The sequence below is a fragment of the Labrenzia sp. THAF35 genome, from assembly GCF_009363595.1.
In the GTDB taxonomy this organism is placed as follows: Bacteria; Pseudomonadota; Alphaproteobacteria; order Rhizobiales; family Stappiaceae; genus Roseibium; species Roseibium algicola.
In genome coordinates, this window is record NZ_CP045380.1 from 3,341,672 (window position 1) to 3,360,757 (window position 19,086).

The 19,086-nt window shown below is 59.7% G+C and carries 17 protein-coding genes; 6 read left to right on the forward strand and 11 right to left on the reverse strand.

Features of this window, described 5'->3' with window-relative positions; genetic code table 11:
* Window positions 1–93: 93 nt before the first annotated feature.
* The gene (gene pgi, locus FIU93_RS15280) at window positions 94–1,716 is read right to left on the reverse strand and encodes a glucose-6-phosphate isomerase (RefSeq protein WP_075284427.1); all 1,623 of its coding nucleotides are present in this window, start codon (window positions 1,714–1,716) and stop codon (window positions 94–96) included.
* Window positions 1,717–1,865: 149 nt separating this feature from the next.
* On the reverse strand, window positions 1,866–2,657 hold the full coding sequence (locus tag FIU93_RS15285; RefSeq protein WP_152506071.1) for a delta-class carbonic anhydrase: 792 nt from the start codon (window positions 2,655–2,657) through the stop codon (window positions 1,866–1,868).
* 237 nt (window positions 2,658–2,894) lie between these two features.
* Between FIU93_RS15285 and FIU93_RS15290 the strand changes: the two genes are divergently transcribed.
* The 3 genes from FIU93_RS15290 to FIU93_RS15300 all read left to right on the forward strand — a co-directional run bounded on the left by FIU93_RS15290 (window position 2,895) and on the right by FIU93_RS15300 (window position 5,173).
* Complete coding sequence (locus FIU93_RS15290) at window positions 2,895–3,512, forward strand: PilZ domain-containing protein (RefSeq protein WP_062488220.1); 618 nt, start codon at window positions 2,895–2,897, stop codon at window positions 3,510–3,512.
* Between the two features lie 407 nt (window positions 3,513–3,919).
* Window positions 3,920–4,768, forward strand: a complete 849-nt coding sequence (locus FIU93_RS15295; protein ID WP_228872305.1) for a PRC-barrel domain-containing protein — start codon at window positions 3,920–3,922, stop codon at window positions 4,766–4,768.
* 207 nt (window positions 4,769–4,975) lie between these two features.
* On the forward strand, window positions 4,976–5,173 hold the full coding sequence (locus FIU93_RS15300) for a CsbD family protein (protein ID WP_031269168.1): 198 nt from the start codon (window positions 4,976–4,978) through the stop codon (window positions 5,171–5,173).
* A gap of 80 nt (window positions 5,174–5,253) precedes the next feature.
* Here the strand turns inward: FIU93_RS15300 and eda are convergent, their stop codons facing one another.
* The 8 genes from eda to FIU93_RS15340 all read right to left on the reverse strand — a co-directional run bounded on the left by eda (window position 5,254) and on the right by FIU93_RS15340 (window position 15,005).
* A complete protein-coding gene (gene eda, locus FIU93_RS15305) occupies window positions 5,254–5,892 on the reverse strand; it encodes a bifunctional 4-hydroxy-2-oxoglutarate aldolase/2-dehydro-3-deoxy-phosphogluconate aldolase (RefSeq protein WP_023000616.1) in 639 nt (212 codons plus the stop codon).
* 104 nt (window positions 5,893–5,996) lie between these two features.
* Entirely contained in the window at window positions 5,997–7,817 is a 1,821-nt protein-coding gene (gene edd / locus FIU93_RS15310) for a phosphogluconate dehydratase (RefSeq protein WP_152506072.1), read from the reverse strand.
* 138 nt (window positions 7,818–7,955) lie between these two features.
* A complete protein-coding gene (gene zwf, locus FIU93_RS15315) occupies window positions 7,956–9,431 on the reverse strand; it encodes a glucose-6-phosphate dehydrogenase (RefSeq protein WP_055655338.1) in 1,476 nt (491 codons plus the stop codon).
* A 97-nt stretch (window positions 9,432–9,528) separates the two neighbouring features.
* Window positions 9,529–10,476, reverse strand: a complete 948-nt coding sequence (locus FIU93_RS15320; RefSeq protein ID WP_152506073.1) for a carbohydrate kinase — start codon at window positions 10,474–10,476, stop codon at window positions 9,529–9,531.
* 228 nt (window positions 10,477–10,704) lie between these two features.
* Complete coding sequence (locus tag FIU93_RS15325) at window positions 10,705–11,502, reverse strand: ATP-binding cassette domain-containing protein (protein ID WP_208984213.1); 798 nt, start codon at window positions 11,500–11,502, stop codon at window positions 10,705–10,707.
* Window positions 11,478–12,560 carry an ABC transporter permease gene (locus FIU93_RS15330; RefSeq protein ID WP_152506074.1) on the reverse strand — a complete coding sequence of 361 codons (1,083 nt, stop codon included), beginning with the start codon at window positions 12,558–12,560 and terminating at the stop codon, window positions 11,478–11,480. The genes FIU93_RS15325 and FIU93_RS15330 overlap by 25 nt, the downstream gene beginning before the upstream one ends.
* A gap of 81 nt (window positions 12,561–12,641) precedes the next feature.
* Window positions 12,642–13,658, reverse strand: coding sequence for a sugar ABC transporter substrate-binding protein (locus FIU93_RS15335; RefSeq protein ID WP_023000622.1), 1,017 nt, complete (start codon window positions 13,656–13,658; stop codon window positions 12,642–12,644).
* A 24-nt stretch (window positions 13,659–13,682) separates the two neighbouring features.
* Window positions 13,683–15,005, reverse strand: coding sequence for an ROK family transcriptional regulator (locus tag FIU93_RS15340; protein WP_201030462.1), 1,323 nt, complete (start codon window positions 15,003–15,005; stop codon window positions 13,683–13,685).
* Window positions 15,006–15,368: 363 nt separating this feature from the next.
* Between FIU93_RS15340 and ade the strand changes: the two genes are divergently transcribed.
* Window positions 15,369–17,090, forward strand: coding sequence for an adenine deaminase (ade, locus tag FIU93_RS15345; RefSeq protein ID WP_152506075.1), 1,722 nt, complete (start codon window positions 15,369–15,371; stop codon window positions 17,088–17,090).
* Window positions 17,091–17,099: 9 nt separating this feature from the next.
* Here ade and FIU93_RS15350 read toward each other — a convergent pair whose 3' ends face one another.
* Window positions 17,100–17,642 (reverse strand): hypothetical protein, encoded by a 543-nt coding sequence (locus tag FIU93_RS15350; RefSeq protein ID WP_023000625.1) that lies wholly within the window; start codon window positions 17,640–17,642, stop codon window positions 17,100–17,102.
* Window positions 17,643–17,723: 81 nt separating this feature from the next.
* Here FIU93_RS15350 and FIU93_RS31705 point away from each other — a divergent pair, with 81 nt between their 5' ends.
* Window positions 17,724–17,858, forward strand: coding sequence for a hypothetical protein (locus FIU93_RS31705; protein ID WP_023000626.1), 135 nt, complete (start codon window positions 17,724–17,726; stop codon window positions 17,856–17,858).
* 13 nt (window positions 17,859–17,871) lie between these two features.
* On the forward strand, window positions 17,872–19,029 hold the full coding sequence (locus tag FIU93_RS15355; RefSeq protein ID WP_152506076.1) for an AAA family ATPase: 1,158 nt from the start codon (window positions 17,872–17,874) through the stop codon (window positions 19,027–19,029).
* Window positions 19,030–19,086 lie beyond the last annotated feature (57 nt).

Consider the following 19,086-nt stretch of genomic DNA (forward strand, 5'->3'; position numbering starts at 1 on the left):
CTTCAACGATGTGAACCAGATAGGGCCGGTTGGGCAAAATTATGACGAGATCGCCTCACGTATTAACGCGTAAACAAAGGTGTGGTTCCCGCGTCAACTTTTCAGGGCGGCAAGCAAGCCTTTGGTCGAGGCGTCCTTGGAATCTGCGGAGACTTCGCCCTTGACCATAGGCAGCAGGGCAGTGGCCAGTTCCTTGCCCAGTTCCACGCCCCACTGGTCGAAGGAGTTGATTCCCCAGATCACGCCTTCAACGAAAACCCGGTGCTCGTAAAGGGCGATCAGGCGGCCGAGTGCGAAAGGTGTCAGCTGGTCATAGACAAGGGTCATGGAGGGCCTGTCACCCGGGAACACCTTGTGGGGTGCCAGACGATCGACTTCGTCTGCAGCCATTCCGGAAGCGCTGAGGAGTGCCTTTGCCTCGTCAAGCGTCCGGCCGAGCATCAGGGCTTCGGACTGGGCCAGGCAGTTCGCGACCAGAAGGTCGTGATGATGTTTCAGGTCTTCTTCATGGCCGTTGGCGGCAATCAGGAATTCACACGGGATGACAGTCGTGCCCTGGTGCAGGAGCTGATAGAACGCGTGCTGACCATTCGTGCCTGGTTCGCCCCAGACCAGTGGACCGGTTTCCTCGGTCACGGGACTGCCGTCCAGCTTCACGCGCTTGCCATTTGATTCCATGTCGAGCTGCTGCAGGTACGCGGGCAGGCGAGACAGGCGCTGGTCGTAGGGCAGGACGGCGCGGGCGGAAAGGCCAAGCGCGTCCCGGTTCCAGACGCCGATCAACGCCATAAGAACCGGCAGGTTTTTTTCAAGCGGTGCTTCAGCGAAATGGGTGTCCATCGCATGGGCGCCGGACAGAAAGTCACTGAAGGCGTCCGGTCCGATGGCGATCATGAGGGGCAGGCCGATGGCCGACCAGACGGAATACCGGCCGCCGACCCAGTCCCAGAAACCGAAGACGCGGCTTTCGTCGATGCCGAAGGCGGCTACCTTGTCGAGGGCGGTGGAAACGGCTGCGAAGTGGTCGCCGACAGCCTCTTCGCCAAGAGTGCCGGCAATCCATTTGCGCGCGGTCTGCGCGTTGGTCATGGTCTCGATGGTGGTGAAGGTTTTCGAGGCGACGATGATCAGCGTCGTGGCCGGGTCGAGTTTTTCCAGCGTATCGGCAATATGAGCGCCATCCACGTTCGAGACATAGTGCAGCTCCGGACCATCATGATAGGGACTGAGCGCGATTGTCGTCATGACCGGCCCAAGGTCCGAGCCGCCGATGCCGATGTTGACCACGTCGGTAAAGGCGTCGCCGGTGGAGGAGGTCAGATCGCCGGAGCGGACCGCTTCGGCAAAATCTGCCATCGCGTCCAGAACCGCACGTACATCGGGCATCACATCGGCACCGTCGACCAGAACCGGCTGGTCCGACTGGTTGCGAAGCGCCGTGTGCAGGACGGCGCGCTTTTCGGTGCCGTTGATCTTCTCGCCGGCAAACATGGCCGCACGTTTGCCTTCCACATCCGCAGCACGGGCAAGGTCGAGCAGCAGGTTGAACGCCTTGTCGTCGATCCGGGACTTGGAATAATCGAGCAACAGGTCGTCTGTCCTGGCGGAGAATGTGTCGAACCGGTCGGGGGCGGCGGCAAACAGTTGCCGCAGGGAGGTGCCCTTCAATTGTTCCGCCTGCCGGTTGAGAGCCTCAAATGCTGCTTCTAGCGCCATGAACAATCCTCTTAAATCGATTTAACAGCTTGTTTTCGCGCCGACGCGCGCGGGGCATCCATTAGCATACCCGCCCGGCGAGGGGGAGAGGAAATTCAAGGAGAATGCCGCCGGAAACAGGCAGGTGGTTTCCGGCGGCTGAAGGCCGATCAGTTGGAAATAGGGGCCAGCAATTCAGGGGCTGTCACAAGTTGGCGAATGCCGTGGGAATGATCTTCCTTGAAGACGTTGCCTTTTTCCGCCCAGGCGTTGAGCGAGTTTATGTCCAGCTTGGCGCATTGCGGATGCACGCTCCAGGTCACCTGAAGCGGGGAGCAAGTCGACTGGGTGAAACTGGGCCCTGTTGTCGACCCGATGAAGGTGACCGGTGTGCCCGTGCCTTCCGGCAATGACTTGGCCTGATGCAGGCCATTCACGATGTTGCCGTCATAATCGAAGTCGAGGAAGCTCAGTGCCTCGGGATCATTCACGACAAGGAAGACCTGGGCCTCGACACGAAGTTGCGGATTGGCGCAGGCATCGCTCAGGCAAGAACCAAGTCCTTCACCAGGGGTGATGTTGCAGGATGTATGCACCCAGTGGACTTCGATCGTGTCGCCGGGCTTGACGCCATGGAAAGCTGACCCTGCGGGTTCTGCCAATTCAGCCTCGGTCAGGTCGGCGGTCTCGTTGCACTTGTAACCGCCATGATCGCCATCGCCGGCAAAAACGGTGAAGCCAGGCCCCTTGTGTTCCGCGTTGGTGTGCGTGTGGATGTTGCACAGGTTCAGCTTGTCGGCGGACGGCGCTATCGAGACAGAGGAGGTGTTCAGCCCCGCAGTCTGTGAGATATCGCGTGGAGTTTGTGGGCCGAAACCCTGACAGAGCTCTTCCGCCTGAGCCTGGGAGAGAAAACCGAGGCCTGCGAGGGCCGCAAATGTAAGTCCGATGTATTTCGCCATGGGAATCTCCTGCAGATGTGGTTGAGGCAGGCTGTTGGGCGCATTTCAAGAAAAAGCAGCCGAAGTGGCGTGGATGATTTGAAAGCGCTTTCGACAGGAACGCCAATTGCAAAAATTGCTCAGGGTAAATGACCGGTCAGGGGAAAAAGCCCCGAAGTTGGCGGAAAACAACGATAAATTGAATTGTCAGACTGTATTTTAAGTGAAATGAAAGTTTGCTCAAGGTAAACTAAATCTATGAATTCCGAAAACAAATCACACGGTCTGACCCATCTGCTCGATCAACCTGATGCCGAGGAAGAAGTCCTCGTGGTTGATTTCGACAATCTCTCGGTCATCAACGCGGTTGCATCCAACGTCAGCGAGTGGGGCTTCCGGTTGACCTCTCCGGATATCGGCGAGCTTTACAAGAACATCGGGGTTCGGCCCAAGGATGCTAGCAAACTGGTGAAGGCCCACGTCACTTCCGTGAAGGGCAATGATGCTGCTGTGGTCTTCGCCAAGAGCGAGAAATCCGTTTCGGACAAGCGCCGCGAGAAACGGAACAACGTCAGCATTCCGGTAAAGATCGCGGACTTGGACGGAATTACGGAAATCAGTGGCACGATCGTTGATGCCGGCAAGAACGGTTGCCGCATAACTGCCAAAGGTCTGACAGCGCTTCCAGAGGAAGTTCTGCTGACGATGAAAAAATTCGAAAGGCCGGTCGTCGCCGAATTCGCCTGGCGCAATGACACCTCCGCCGGCATGCGTCTCTTGTGGGATCGGACGCTTGAGCAGGACGACGATCACGGAGACGACGACGAGACCGACGTCACCTCAGAAACGGATACCGAAGAATCCCAGAGCGTCTGACATGGCCCGCTTATGCTGCGGTCGGCGTGTGTCCCAATCAACTTCCCACAATTGACTGAACTTCCCGCGAGGACGTGAAAGAAACGCGGCGAGCGGTGGTTTCGCGCGTCCATCCGTACCTTGGGTGCTGGGCGAGTTTTCCGCCTGTCTTCGAAAAGGCAATTGTCACTTTTTTCAAAAATTTAGTTTTTAAGCCGGAACTTCTTTCTCTCTCGGTTGTTCTCACAGTAACCGCCTCATCAATAGCAATACTGATGTTGCTGGCTTGGGAAATCACTGTGAGAGGATGTAATATTATGAAACGGATTATCACCGCTACCGCGATGTCCTTGATGCTGACAACATCACTTTACGCGGCAAACGAAGTAAAACCGCTCCAGACTTATGAATTCAATGAGTCTGCAAACATGAGTGATGTTCTTGCATCTGATCTGATTGGCATGCGGATCTACTCGGTCGAAGAAAACTATGACCGGTTCAACGAAGACTATCAGGCTCAGGCTGACGAAGAAAAAGACTGGGACGACATCGGTGAAGTCAACGATGTGATCCTTGGCTTCGACGGCTCGGTAAAGGCCGTTATCCTGGGTGTTGGTGGCTTCCTTGGTATTGGCGAGAAAGACATCGCCCTTCCGATGGAGCAGCTGAAGGTTGTCCGCGAGCAGGATGACGCCGATAGCTACTTCCTGGTGGTCAACGCCAACAAGGACGTGCTGACCAATGCTGCGGCGTATGAGAACCCGTATGCTGACGAAGCGGAAACGGCTGCCACACAGACTTCCGAAGGTATGGAGAAGCCTGCTGATACGGCAATGACGACGGAAACCGACACGTCGACCGAAACCGCGATGAGCCAGGATAGCGACGCCGGCGTGACGGCTGCTCCGGAAACTGCAATGGCGCCCCAGACCGATGCTGATGGTCGTGCGCTTCTGCCGCGTGCCGAAGTCGAGCGTGAAGGCTACACCGAAGCGGTTGTTGCCGAACTTACGGCCGACGATCTTGAAGGTGCCACCATCTACGACGCTAACGATGAAGACATCGGTGAAATCGATTCACTCATCGTGAGCCAGGACGGTACCATCGAAAAGGTCATCCTTGATGTTGGCGGCTTCCTGGGTATCGGCGAGCGTGAAGTTGCCGTCACCTTTGACGAGCTGCAGATCATTCGCAACGAAGACGGTTCCGACCTGCGCGTCTATGTAGGCGCCACCAAGGAAGAACTGGAAGCTCAGCCGGACTACGTCGCTGAGTAAGAGTAGTGGACTGCTCCGGGTGTCATCACCCGGGGCAGCCTGACACAGCGTCCGGTTCTATCGAGATCCTTCCCGATATCCGGACGCCTATCCCGAGACAGATGGCTTCAACAGGCGTCTGTCACTTTCTCAAACCTCAACACATGCAGCAGTTGGCCGGAAGCCTCCGGTCGAGAAGCTGACTGCACCCTGACTGGAGTGATGAAAATGAACTGGGACATTATCGAAGGCAATTGGAAACAGGTTAAAGGCAAGGCCCAGGAACAGTGGGGCAAGCTGACCAACGACGATCTGGACCGGATCGAAGGCAATCGCGACCAGCTTGCCGGCAAGATCCAGGAGCTCTACGGCAAGTCGCGCGACGAAGCAGAGCGCGAAGTCGATGAGTGGGCAAGTCGCCACTGATCGTCGAACAGATGAAAAAGAGCCGGGCGATCCGTCGCCCGGCTCTTTTCGTTCGAAATTGCTGATCTGCTGGTTGCTGATCAGATTTTGAGGGCGGCAGCCGCCTTTGCGCGGGTTTCAATGCCGGACCAGTCGTCTTCCGCAATCGCCTTTGCGTCCGCAATCCAGGAACCGCCAACGCACAGGACGTTCGGCAGTTTCAGATAGTCCGGAGCCTTGTCGAGACTGACGCCGCCGGTGGGGCAGAATTTGGCCGCCGCTAGCGGGGAGGAGAGAGACTTGAGGTAGGACGCACCACCTGCCTGTTCGGCGGGGAAGAACTTCAGCCGCTCATAGCCGCGTTCCAGCAGGAACATGACTTCCGATGCAGTGGCTGCACCGGGAAGCAGCGGCACGCTGTGCTGGTCGGCTGCGTCCAGCAGGTTGGCGGTTGCGCCAGGGGAGACGATGAAACGGGCACCTGCAGAAACGGCGGCATCATATTGCTTGCCGTCCAGCACCGTGCCGGCACCCACAATCGCGCCTTCCACGTGCTCGTTGACCGCGTTGATCGCTTCCAAGGCATGGGCCGTGCGCAAGGTGATCTCGATGGCGGGCAGGCCGCCGCGCACAAGCGCTTCGGCCATGGGGACGGCCTTCCTGGGATCTTCCACGATCAGCACCGGGATCACCGGTGCCGCGCACATTACCTTCTCGATCTTTTCAATGTCCTGGGCCATATCGCCTCCAAAATCTCTTTCTTGTCGTCCCTGCACCGACCGCAGCCGGAGCAGATCGCAGACACTATCGTGCCGAATTCACCTGGCCGTTCGGGACCTGATCCTTACTCACCAAACACATGCGCGCCAGTGTCGGCCGAGCCAACCGCACCGCGGAAGGCGGCGAAAAGATCCCGGCCGGTGCCGAACTGGCTCTGGCTCAGGTCAGCTTCCGCCAGCGGGCGGGCGTTGAATTCGGCTTCGTCGACCAGTACTTCCAGTTTACCCGTCACCGCATCGACGCGGATCATGTCACCGTCACGGATTTTGGCGATCGGGCCGCCGGCAGCAGCTTCCGGGGTTACATGGATTGCCGCCGGGACCTTGCCGGAAGCACCAGACATGCGGCCGTCGGTAATCAGGGCGACCTTGTGGCCGCGGTCCTGAAGGATGCCGAGGCAGGGCGTCAGCTTGTGCAGTTCGGGCATGCCGATTGCCTTCGGGCCCTGGAATCGGACCACGGCGGCAACGTCGCCGGTCAGTTCCTTGTTGTTGAAGGCGGTCAGGAAATCGTTCTGGTCGTGGAAGACGCGGGCAGGTGCCTCGATGATGTGGCGTTCCTTGGCAACAGCCGAGATCTTGATGACGGCCTTGCCCACGTTGCCGGTGAGCATCTTCAGGCCGCCCGTCGGCTGGAAGGCCTTGGCAACGGGAGCCAGCACCGTTTCGTCGCCGGAGGTCTCAGGAACTTCTTCGCGTTGCACGTTGCCGTCTGCGTCGAGTTTCGCTTCCACAGTGTAACCGGAGAGGTCTGTGCCGTAGACGGTCTTCACGTCCTGGTGCAGGTAACCGTCACCCAGCAGTTCGCGGATCAGGAAGGCAAGGCCACCGGCGGCCTGGAAGTGGTTCACGTCGGCCTTGCCGTTCGGATAGACGCGGGCCAGAAGCGGCACGACATCGGAGAGATCGGAGATGTCGTCCCAGGTCAGCCTGATGCCTGCAGCAGCGGCAATTGCCACCAGATGCATGGTGTGGTTGGTCGACCCACCCGTGGCGTGCAGGCCGACAACGCCGTTGACGATCGCCTTTTCGCTGATGACTTCACCGGCGGGGGTGAACTCGTTGCCGAGAGCGGAAATCGCGATGGCGCGCTTGGCCGCTTCCCTGGTCAGGGCGTCGCGCAGGGGCGTGCCCGGATTGACGAAGGAGGCACCCGGCATATGCAGGCCCATGATCTCCATCAGCATCTGGTTGGAGTTGGCCGTGCCGTAGAATGTGCAAGTGCCTGGCGAATGATAGGCGCGGGACTCGCTTTCCAGCAGGGCGTCACGACCGACTTTGCCTTCGGCATAGAGCTGGCGGATCTTGGCCTTCTCGTCGTTGGAAATGCCTGTCGGCATCGGACCAGCGGGAACGAACACGGCCGGCAGATGGCCGAAGGAGAGGGCCGCGATGGCAAGACCGGGCACGATCTTGTCGCATATGCCGAGAAAGACCGCTGCATCGAACATCTGATGCGACAGGCCGACGGCAGCAGCCATGGCGATCACATCGCGGGAAAACAGCGACAGTTCCATGCCGTCCTGCCCCTGGGTGACACCGTCGCACATGGCCGGAACGCCACCGGCAACCTGGGCAACCGCGCCGATTTCGTGTGCGGCCTCGCGGATCAGGGCCGGATAGGTCTCATAGGGCTGGTGGGCCGACAACATGTCGTTATAGGAGGTGATGATGCCGAGGTTCGGTACCACGTCGCCGGAAAGGGCCTGCTTGTCGGAGAGGCCGCAGGCGGCGAACCCATGGGCGAGGTTGCCACAGGACAGGCGCGAACGCTGTGGGCCCTTGTCCGCGGCCTTGCCGATGCGGTCCAGATATCTTGAGCGGCTGTCGTGACTGCGTTTGACGATCCGTTCGGTGACGTCGCCAATGCGATCCTGGATGGTCATTGCTTCAAATCCTTTGCTAGCCGCGCCGCGGCCTGGCTGGTCCTATGTCCGGCACATAGGGCGTTGCGGCGAGCTTGCCGCTCTCTAATCGATTTAAGAGGCCGGAAACGCGCAAGGCCGGGCCTTGCGCGAGTGATATCAGTTGCTGTCGTCTTCGGCCCAGGTGCGGCCGTCACGCTCGACCAGAGCGATGGAGGCGGACGGACCCCAGGTGCCGGCGGTGTAGCCTTTCGGCGTTTCCTTGGAGGCTGCCCATGCAGCCTGGATCGGGTCGATCCACGCCCAGGCGGCGTCAACTTCGTCACGGCGCATGAACAGGGTCTGGTTGCCGCGGATCACGTCCATGATCAGGCGTTCGTAGGCATCCGGGTTACGCACCTTGAAGGCTTCGGCAAAACTCATGTCGAGCGGAACCTGACGCAGGCGCATGCCGCCGGGGCCGGGGTCCTTGATCATGATCTGCATCTGGACGCCTTCATCCGGCTGCAGACGGATGATGAGGCGGTTGGCGGTGATCGCCCCGGCTTCCGCGTCGAAGATCGAATGCGGGATCGGGCGGAACTGGACGACGATTTCCGATACACGCTGCGCCAGACGCTTGCCGGTGCGCAGGTAGAAGGGCACGCCGGCCCAACGCCAGTTGGCGATTTCCGCCTTCAGGGCGACGAAGGTTTCCGTCCGGCTTTCGTTGTTGCCGAGCTCTTCCAGGTAACCGGGAACCGCACCTCCGGCCGAAGCTCCTGCGCGGTACTGGCCGCGCACGGTCAGCTTGTCGATGCTCTGCTCGTCGATCGGGGCAAGAGCTTTCAGAACCTTCAGCTTCTCGTCGCGCACGCTGTCGGCGTTCATGCTTTCCGGCGGCTCCATCGCAACAAGGCAGAGCAGCTGCAGGATGTGGTTCTGCACCATGTCGCGCAGGGCACCTGCGGTATCGTAGTAGCCCGCACGGCCACCGGTGCCGAGCGACTCGGCTACGGTGATCTGGACGTGGTCGATATGGGCCGCGTTCCACAGCGGCTCGAACAGGGCATTGGCAAAGCGCAGGGCCATCAGGTTCTGCACCGTTTCCTTGCCGAGATAGTGGTCGATACGGAAGATCTGGTGTTCGTTGAACACAGCGCCGACCGTGTCGTTGAGCGCCCTGGCGGACTTGCCGTCCTTGCCGATGGGCTTTTCCATGACGACGCGGGAATGGTCGTTGACGACGCCGATCCGGCCGAGGTTCTCGCAGATCGTGCCGAAGAGATCCGGGCCGACTGCAAGATAGAAGGCACGGATGACTTCAGGGCGTTCGTCCAGGATGGTTCTCAGATCTTCAAAGCCGTCGCCTGTGGCGATGTCGATCTTGACGTAGCGCAGGCGCTTCAGGAACTGCTGAAGATGCTCGTCGTCCAGATCCTTGACGTGTTCTTCAAGCGCGGCCTTGGCATAATCGCGATAGTCGTCGTCGGAATAGTCCCGGCGGGCACTGCAGATGATGCGGGCGTTTTCCGGCATCTGGCCGTCCGCGTCGCGGTGGTAAAGGGCAGGCAGAAGCTTGCGGTGGGCGAGGTCTCCGGAGGCTCCGAAAACGACGAGGTCGAATTCTTCAACTTCAATGACGCGTACCGCCATAAAACATCCCTTCTCACAGCTGCCAGTCCGATGGGCCGCTCCGGCCTGGACCGTTTTCGACTGCCTTTTAAATCGATTTAATTCTCTTGTCAGCCCCTCATTTCAGGGTCGACCACTCTTTTTCCAATTCGCTCCTGCGCGGCAGATCCGCTCCCCTCCGGGAGCAAGTGATGGCAGCTGCCCCGACAGCGAAGTCAAGAAGACGATTTAGCTGGCCGGCGTCAAGGGCTGCAAGCGCATCACGGTTGGTTGCACCTAGATGTTTCAGCCCTGCAAGCAGGGCTGCCTGGAAGGTGTCGCCCGCGCCAACGGTGTCTTCAACGGTTACCTTGATGCCCGGACGGCTGACTTCGATGCCTTCGGCAAATGCGGTTGCACCGTCGCCGCCCCGTGTGACGATGACCAGCGAAGCCCCCATGCCGAGCCAGGCGCGGGCAATGGTTTCGACGGGTTCACCGGGAGCGATCAGGGCAAGGTCTTCGTCCGACACCTTGACGACATCCGTCAACGGAACAAGGCTTTCCGTGTTGCGGCGCCAGAGCGCCATGTCCGGTACCACGGTCGGGCGTATGTTCGGGTCGAAGGAGACCAGCGTATGGTCTCGCTCGCGTTCGATCAGAGCCCTGAAGGCGGCCGAAACCGGCTCGACCAGTGCCGTGTAGGACCCGATGTGCAGAAACAATGGCGGTTCGTCGAACTGCGGCAGGTCATCGACGGTCACCATACGGTCAGCCGCGTTCTCGCCGTAGAACGTATAGGCAGGAGAGCCGTGCTCATCCTTCTGGACGAGGCTGAGCGTCGTCAGGTAGTCAGTCCTCAGGATATAGCGTTCCGAAACGCCTTCACTGCGGAACTTCTGGACCAGACGTTCGCCAAGGGCATCGCGTGAAATGCCGCCGAAAAACCCGGCGTCCTCTTCAAGGCGCGCCAGCCCCATGGCCACGTTGAAGGGGGATCCGCCGATACGGGCGTCGAAAGAAACACTGTCGCCGGAACCGGCTTCTCCAAAGAGATCGAACAGTGCTTCGCCGCAAATCAAAAACATATACGTTCTGGTCTTTCGTCGTTTGTCAGGAACCGCATCGCCGGCGGATTCATGGCTTTGTGTCATTTCGCGGCAGCAGCCTTTCAGACCACCGCCTCACCCGAAGGAGGCCCGCAAGGTGCCGAACTCGCCGCCCATCCTTCGAGACGAACCTTTCGGTTCTCTTCGGGACGAGGGTTCGGGTGGGAGGCGCCGGATGAAAGGCACCTCCCGTTTGTCTTCCCTGGCCTAGGCCGCCATGCTGTCCGGCGGATCCATGGCTCCGGTCATGATCGCCACCGCATCGGACATGGAAAAGTCCGACGGTTTGATGACACAAGCCCGACTGCCTAGCCGATGAATGTGGATACGGTCGGCAACCTCGAAGACATGGGGCATGTTGTGACTGATCAGCACGATGGGCAAGCCCCTGGCCCTGACATCCTTGATCAGCTCCAGCACGCGCCGGCTTTCCTTGACGCCGAGAGCGGCGGTCGGCTCGTCCATGATCACGACCTTGGAGCCGAAAGCTGCCGCCCGTGCCACCGCCACCCCCTGGCGCTGGCCGCCTGAGAGCGTTTCAACGGCCTGGTTGATGTTCTGAATGGTGAGCAGCCCAAGTTCGTTCAGCTTTTCGCGGGCGATCTCTTCCATCTTCTTTCGGTCCAGCTGGCGCAGCCAGGTGCCGCGGAAGCCGGGTTTCTTCAACTCACGGCCCATGAACATGTTGTCGGTGATCGACAGGGCAGGGGACATGGCCAGGGTCTGGTACACCGTCTCGATCCCGGCTTCGCGGGCATCGATGGGCGAGGTGAAGTGGACGGGCTTGCCATCGAGCAGGATCTCTCCGCCATCAGGCTGCACGGCTCCGCTGAGAGCCTTGATCAAGGTGGATTTGCCGGCCCCATTGTCGCCGATCACGGCGAGGATCTCGCCGGGATAGAGTTCGAAATCGGCTCGGTCCATGGCCACGACACGGCCGTAGCGCTTGACCAGTTTACGCGCTTGCAGGACAGGTTCCATCACACAGATACCTTTCTGATCCATTGGTCGATCGCGACCGCGCCGATGATGAGGATGCCGATCAGCAGGTAGGTCCACTGCGCATCGGCGCCGAGCAGGCGCAGGCTGAGCGTGAACACACCGACGATGAGTGCGCCGAACAGGGTGCCGAGCACGGATCCACGTCCGCCGAAGAGCGAGATGCCGCCGATCACCACGGCCGTGATGGATTCGATGTTGGCAAGCTGACCCGTGGTCGGGGAGACCGAACCGATGCGGCCGATCATCGCCCAGCCGGCGAAGGCGCAGATAAGCCCGGACAGCATGTAGACCGATATCAGAACCTTTTTCACCTGCACGCCCGAAAGCTGCGCGGCCTCCGGATCGTCGCCAACGGCGTAGACATGCCTGCCCCAGGCTGTCTGACGCAGGGCGTAGGCCAGCACCAGCACCAGAAGCACCATGAAGATGACGCCGTAGGTGAAGACTGCGCCGCCGACATTGACCTTGTTGCCGAAGAACTGAAGCAGCGGTGCTACTTCGGCGATTTCCTGCGACCGGATGGTCTCATTGGCCGAATAAAGGAAGTTGGTGGCAAGCACGATCTGCCACATGCCGAGCGTCACGATGAAGGGAGGCAGCTTGACGATGGCGACAAGGAAGCCGTTGAGATACCCGCAAAAGGTACCGCAAATAAGGCCGCAGACGATGGAGACCTCCACCGGCAAACCATAGCGGAAGGTGAACTGCCCCATGACGACGGAGGACAGCACCATGATCGCGCCGACCGACAGATCGATGCCGGCGGTCAGGATGACGATGCTCTGTGCTGCCGCCACGATGCCGATGATCTGGACCTGCTGCAGGATCAGCGTCAGTGCGAAGGGGGAGAACAGTTTCGATCCGAGCAGCAGCCCGAAAACGACAAGGGAGAGTACCAGGACGATCAGCGGAACCAGTGATGGGGTCTGGTGCAGCGTGTGCTGGATTTTATGCCCGATCCCATGACGTTCGTCATCGAATGAGGCGACAGCTTGCGGTCCGGAGGTGGCAGCGGATTCGTAGTCCGCCGGCCCCTTGGCCGTTTTGCTTTCTAAGGTCATGCCCGTTTAACCTTCTTTGCGCCGGTTTTGAAAAAAGGGGCAAGGTCGCCCATGCCCCTTTTGCTCTCGTCCAGGGGTGTCTTAGCCCCAGCAGAGATCCGTTCCCTTGGCGGTGTCGATGGATTCGACGCCTTCAACCGGCTTGTCGGTCACAAGGGCAACACCTGTGTCGAAGAAGTCCTTGCCTTCGGTCGGCTCCGGCTTGGTGCCATTGTCGGCCCAGGCCTTGATGGCCTCGATGCCGAGCGATGCCATCAGCAGCGGATACTGCTGCGAGGTGGCGCCGATAACACCGTCCTTGACGTTTTGAACACCCGGGCAGCCGCCGTCGACAGAAACGATCAGCACGTCGTTTTCGCGGCCGATGGCCTTCAGTGCTTCATAGGCGCCGGCAGCAGCGGGTTCGTTGATCGTGTAGACCACGTTGACCATCGGATCCTTGGCGAGCAGGTTTTCCATGGCCTTGCGACCGCCTTCCTCGTTGCCTGCGGTCACGTCGTTGCCGACGATGCGCGGATCGGTTTCGTCACCCCACTTGTTCGGGTCGCCAAGCTCGATGCCGAAGCCCTGCAGGAAGCCCTGGTCACGCAGCACGCCGACGGTTGGCTGGCTGATGCCGAGATCAAGCATGGCGATCTTGGCATTGGCTGCCTCGTCGCCCAGGCTGGCCGCGGCCCACTGGCCGATCAGCTCACCTGCCTTGAAGTTGTCGGTGGCGAAGGTTGCGTCGGCTGCGTCGATGGGATCGAGCGGCGTGTCGAGTGCAATCACCAGAAGGCCGGCGTCGCGCGCCTGCTGGACAGCCGGCACGATGGACGACGTGTCGGATGCGGTCAGCAGAATGCCCTTGGCACCGTCAGCAATGCAGGTTTCGATCGCTGCCACCTGGGTTTCATGGTCGCCGTCGATCTTGCCTGCGAAGGACTTCAGTTCGATGCCGAGTTCTTCAGCCTTTGCGGTAGCGCCTTCCTTCATTTTCACGAAGAACGGGTTGGTGTCCGTCTTGGTGATTAGGCAGGCGGAGATGTCTGCTGCGACTGCCGGAGTGGCAGCCATGGCGGCGAGAACGGAACCGGTCGCGAGTAGTTTGCGGATCATTTGCGTTTTTCCTCCCTGGCCAATTCAGGTTGAACGGTTGGGTGTGGCCAGATGTGACCCCAACCGTGCTGCCCGTGCCGGAAAGCTGGCTCTATCCTCCGAGCTGCCAGCCCCGGCGGGTCCGGTGTCTTTCCCGCCCGTCAGGATTGCTGCCCTGGGCGAGAAATTGAAGAATTGCGGCAGGCTGGCTGCGCCGATGGCGCCTGCGTCGTGGCCAAAGCTGCCGATTTCGATGTCGGGTGAATGGCGTTTCTCAGGCGCGGCCTTTTCCACGGCCTTCTTCAAGGCGGCCCGGAACGTTTCCGGGAACGGGCCACCAAGGTCGCCGTCGAGGACGACCAGCGGAACATCCAGAAGCGCATAGGCCGAGCGCAGGGCAAGTGCGAGCGCTTCGGCGCAGTCTTCCAGCCACTCGGTGTATTTCGGATCTCCGGTTTCAACCGCGTGCTGCAAATCGGAACGGTTGAGCTTTGGAAAATCTTCCGGCGACATGTGCCGGGCGAGTGCCACCAGCGATGCGCGGGTCAGCAGCAGGTCCCAGGAATTGCGGGCCTTTGGTGCGGTGGTCAACGTGCTTGGCGGGACGGGGATCATGGCGACGTCGCCTGCGTTGCCGGATACACCGCGCACGACATCGCCCTTCAGGATCAGGCCGCCACCGATCGCAGGTCCAAGGAAAAGATAGACGAAATTGTCGTTTTGCCGGCCCAGACCGTAGAAGAGTTCGGCCACCGCGGCTGCCGTGCCGTCGTTCTCGCTGAACACCGGCAGGCCGGTTGCCTTTTCAAGGGCGTCGGTCAGGTCGAAGTCTTCCCACTTCATGAAATCGGCCTGGGGCAGGCCCAGTTCATGCAGCCAGGCACCGAGGTTGAACGGTTGCGCCAAGCCAATGCCGGTGATGCGGGACTGGTCTTCCTTGCTCAGATGCTGGCGCAGGAATTCCAGATCGTCCTTGAGGATTTCCATGGCCTCTTCGGGCGCAGGCAGGATCATGTCATGAAGCCGGCGGGCAATCAGCTGGCCGGAAAAATCCATCAACACGGTTTCCATGTTGGTCCGGTCCAGCCGCACCCCGAAGGAATAGGCGCCGCGCGGGGCAAGCCGGAGAATGGTTGCCGGTTGCCCGCGGCTGCCGTCGTGGCGCTTGCCGGCTTCCACGATCAACCCTTCCTCGATGAGGTTCTGGATGATGGCGCCGATGGCCGCGTTGGTCAGTTGGACCGCCCGGGCAAGTTCCGCCTTGGAGGCCTCACCGGCACGCCGAAGGATCTGAAGTACGATGCGTTCGTTGTACCGACGCAATTGCGCGGAATTCGAACCACGGCCGCTTTTTGGCGTGTCCTCCACCGGTCTTGCTCCTCCCCAGGAACTGCCTGCTCTCGTCGGCGGCATCAGAATAAATAAGTTTGATAAAATTATTCGCCCAAGTGGCCCGGCTGTCAATCGCAATCTGTTTTGCAACGCACGTTTTCGATATTGTGGCGCGGTAAGTCTCTGCGCAACAACACGAAAAATTCTCGCCTGCCTCGGTAACATTTTTCCGGCACGGGCCGGTCTGGCACATCCGCGCAGCCTGGGTGCGCACGGGATTGACGGGCGATCCGTATTTCAGCTCTTTCGTGCAGGATATCCTAACACACCTTCGCGAAATCGTTGCCGGAGCTTTCAACATCCGTATTGTCGGGGAGGGACGAGAATCGGAGACAAAAAATGCCGGCCACACATGACGAAGCGTTTCTTGAACGGGCGATTGCCGCTGGAGCAGGGGAACGCCCTGCCGATCTGGTGATAAAGAATGTCAGCCTGTTCAGCGTTGTCGATGGATCCACTGTCGAAACGGATATTGCGATCGTCGGTGACAGGATCGTCGGCACACACGGGCAGTATGAAGCGGCCGAAACGATCGACGGTTCGGGACTGACAGCCGTACCCGGCTTCATCGACACGCATCTTCATGTGGAATCGTCTCTGGTCACGCCGTTCGAATTTGACCGCTGCGTGCTGCCGCACGGAGTGACCACAGCCATTTGCGATCCGCATGAGATTGCCAACGTTCTGGGTGCCGAAGGGATCCGTTATTTCCTCGACAGTTCTCTGGAAACGGTGATGGACCTCAAGGTCAATCTCTCGTCCTGCGTTCCCGCAACGGCTTTTGAGACAGCCGGCGCCTGCCTGGAGATCGAGGACCTGCTGCCGTTCCGCGATCATCCAAGTGTGATCGGCCTTGCGGAATTTATGAATTTTCCAGGTGTGCTTGCGCGCGATCCCAAGGTGCTGGCGAAGCTTGCCGCCTTTCAGGACGGTCATATCGACGGCCATGCGCCTCTGCTTCAGGGTATCGGCCTCAACGGTTATCTGGCCGCAGGCATCCGCACCGACCACGAGGCAACCTCCGCCGAGGAGGCGCTGGAAAAGCTCGCCAAAGGCATGACGATCCTGATGCGGGAAGGCTCCGTTTCCAAGGACCTGGAAGCGCTGGCTCCGATCCTGACACCGGATGTTTCGGCTTTCGTCGCGCTGTGCACGGACGACCGCAATCCGCTCGATATTGCCGAGGAAGGCCACCTCGACAGCATGATCCGCCGCCTGATCGCCAAGGGTATCCGTCCGCTGGACGCCTATCGGGCCGCAAGCTGGTCGGCGGCCAATGCCTTCGGCCTGAAAGACAGGGGCGTGATTGCACCGGGCAAGCGCGCAGACATTGCGCTGTTGAGCGACTTTGCCGATTGCCGTGTGGCGCAAGTGATCTGCGGCGGTGTTCTGGCGACGGACGAAGCATTTGCAAATAGAACCATCGTCCCGCCGGTTGGCCTCGACAGCGTGCATGTCGGCCAGGTCACCGCGTCAAAGTTCGATATACCGGCGCGCAACAGCGAGGCCGACGTTATCGGTGTGGTGCCGGGCAGGATCATCACCGAACACCTGAAGCGCACCTTGCCGGTGACCGGCGGCAAGACGCTGGCCGATCTTGATCAGGATGTGCTGAAGGTCGCCGTCGTGGAGCGGCACAAGGGCACTGGCAACATCGGCCTCGGTTTCGTCAATGGTTTCGGCATGAAACAGGGCGCAATTGCTTCGTCCGTCGGCCATGACAGCCACAACATCTGCGTGGTTGGCGCGGATGAGGAAGCCATGGCCCACGCGGTCAACCGGGTGATCGCCATGAAGGGCGGATTTGCCGTTGCCGACAAGGATGGTGTGAAAGCCGAACTTGCCCTGCCGCTGGCGGGACTGATGAGCCTGGAGCCGTTCGAAACGGTGAAGGAGGAACTGGAGCATCTGCGCGCCGCCGCCAAGGATCTCGGCTGTACGCTGGCCGAACCGTTTCTGCAGGTCGCCTTCCTGCCTTTGCCGGTCATTCCGCATCTGAAGATCACCGATTTCGGCGTCTTCGATGTCAACAAGTTCGAACTGGTGGATCAGGGTAGTTGATGCTTGCGCTCAGTACTGGCGCAAACGTGCACGAAAACGTGCCCATTTCCGCGCGGATCGCAACGCCAGAAACAGGAGGACAGCTCCGGCAACAAGGGACCAGAACAGGATCTGGCTGTCGAGAGAAAACCTGTCCAAACTGCGGGTGGGATAGGCAATCTTCGGATTGAGTGGCAAATAAGTGACGTTCAGAGCGCCGTCTGTCTCTCGGATGATCTCCCCAGGCTTTATCCTGAAATCCAGAGTTTGGGCCGGTGCGTTCGTTGGGTTGATTTCAACGACGATCCTTTCGTCGTGCCAGCTTTTGAAGTTCTTGAAAGTGTTCCGGTAATTGGAACGATAATGCGCCCAAGCCTTGTCCCCGTCGGGCGTGTCGTTGATAATGACCAGAACCTTGCCGGGGGTGGTTTCGCCAAATCCTTTCAGAAGCCAGTACTTCAAACCGCTGTCGTGGTGGAAATAAATTGAGATCGCGACAGCGCTAGCTACAAAAAACAGGATGGCCAGGTGAAGCGCGTGGCTGTCTTCTGCCGCTTCTTTCGGGTTATACAAAGGCAACACCTTTCATTCGAGTATTGCACCAAGATATGCACCTAAAAGTAGCAGTGACGCAATTCCTCAAGACAAAAATCTATGGGTCTGGTTCGCTCCAGCGTTCGGAATGCGCGCGACACCTTCCTGCCTTTGCCGGGCATTTCGCATCTGAAGATCACCGAATTCGGTTTCTTCGATGTCAACAAGCTCGAACTGGTGGATCAGGGGAGCTGAAACAGGTCTTTCGATGATCCTCACTCTTGCCGTTTCCGGATACCGCTCGCTACGCGACATCGTCTTGCCGCTCGACCGCATCACCCTGGTGACGGGTGCGAACGGCAGCGGCAAATCGAGCCTTTACCGGTCGATCCGTTTGCTGGCCGAAGTCTCGCAGGGCCAGGCGATAGCCTCGCTGGCTGCGGAAGGTGGCCTCAATTCAACGCTCTGGGCGGGGCCTGAAGCTTTTTCCAGGGCGATGAAACAGGGCGACGTGCCGGTTCAGGGAACCGTGCGCAAGGGCGTGGTCAGTCTGAAGCTCGGCTTTGCCGATGAGGATTATGGCTATGCGATAGATCTCGGTCTGCCGGCGGACGCCGGGCGGTCGCTGTTTTCCATGGATCCGGAAATCAAGGCCGAGGCCCTTTGGGCCGGCGAAGCCTTGTCCCGCTCGAACGAGATCGCGGCCAGAAACGGCCCGACGGTTCGGGTTCTCAACAGCCAGGGGCAGCGCATACCGGTTTTCCAGAACCTTGCCCGATTCGACAGCATGATGACCCATGCCGCCGATCCGAAAGACGGTCTGGAACTTCTGGTCATGCGTGAGCGCATGCGCGCCTGGCGCTTTTATGATCACCTGCGCACCGACAGGGACGCTCCCGCGCGGTTTCCCAAGATAGGAACACGGACACCTGTGCTGAGCGGGGATGGCGGGGATCTGGCAGCCGCTCTTCAGACCATCCTGGAAATTGGTGACGAGCGGGCCCTGGAAGAGGCTGTCGATGATGCGTTCCCCGGAGCATCCGTGAGGATTTCGGTCAATGACGGCTATTTTGAACTGCTGATGCAGCAGAAGGGGCTGCTGCGCGAGCTACGGGCCAGTGAATTGTCTGACGGAACGCTCCGGTATCTCCTGTTGACGGCGGCGCTTTTATCACCGCGCCCGGCACCTCTGGTGGTGCTGAACGAGCCCGAGACAAGCCTCCACCCGGCATTGCTGGAGCCTCTCGCCCGGCTGATTGCACGGGCCGCGGAAAAGACGCAGGTGATCGTCGTTTCCCATGCGGAAGAACTGGTGTCCGTGCTGTCGTCGGAAAGAGGCTGCATGCGCTACGATCTGCGCAAGGAACTTGGCGAGACGGTTGTGGATAGCGCTGACACACCTCGCTGGAATTGGCCAAAGAGATAAACCGCCTGTTTTGCGGAGTTGTCTATAAGTTTTTGATTTGACGTCTCTATTGCCAAC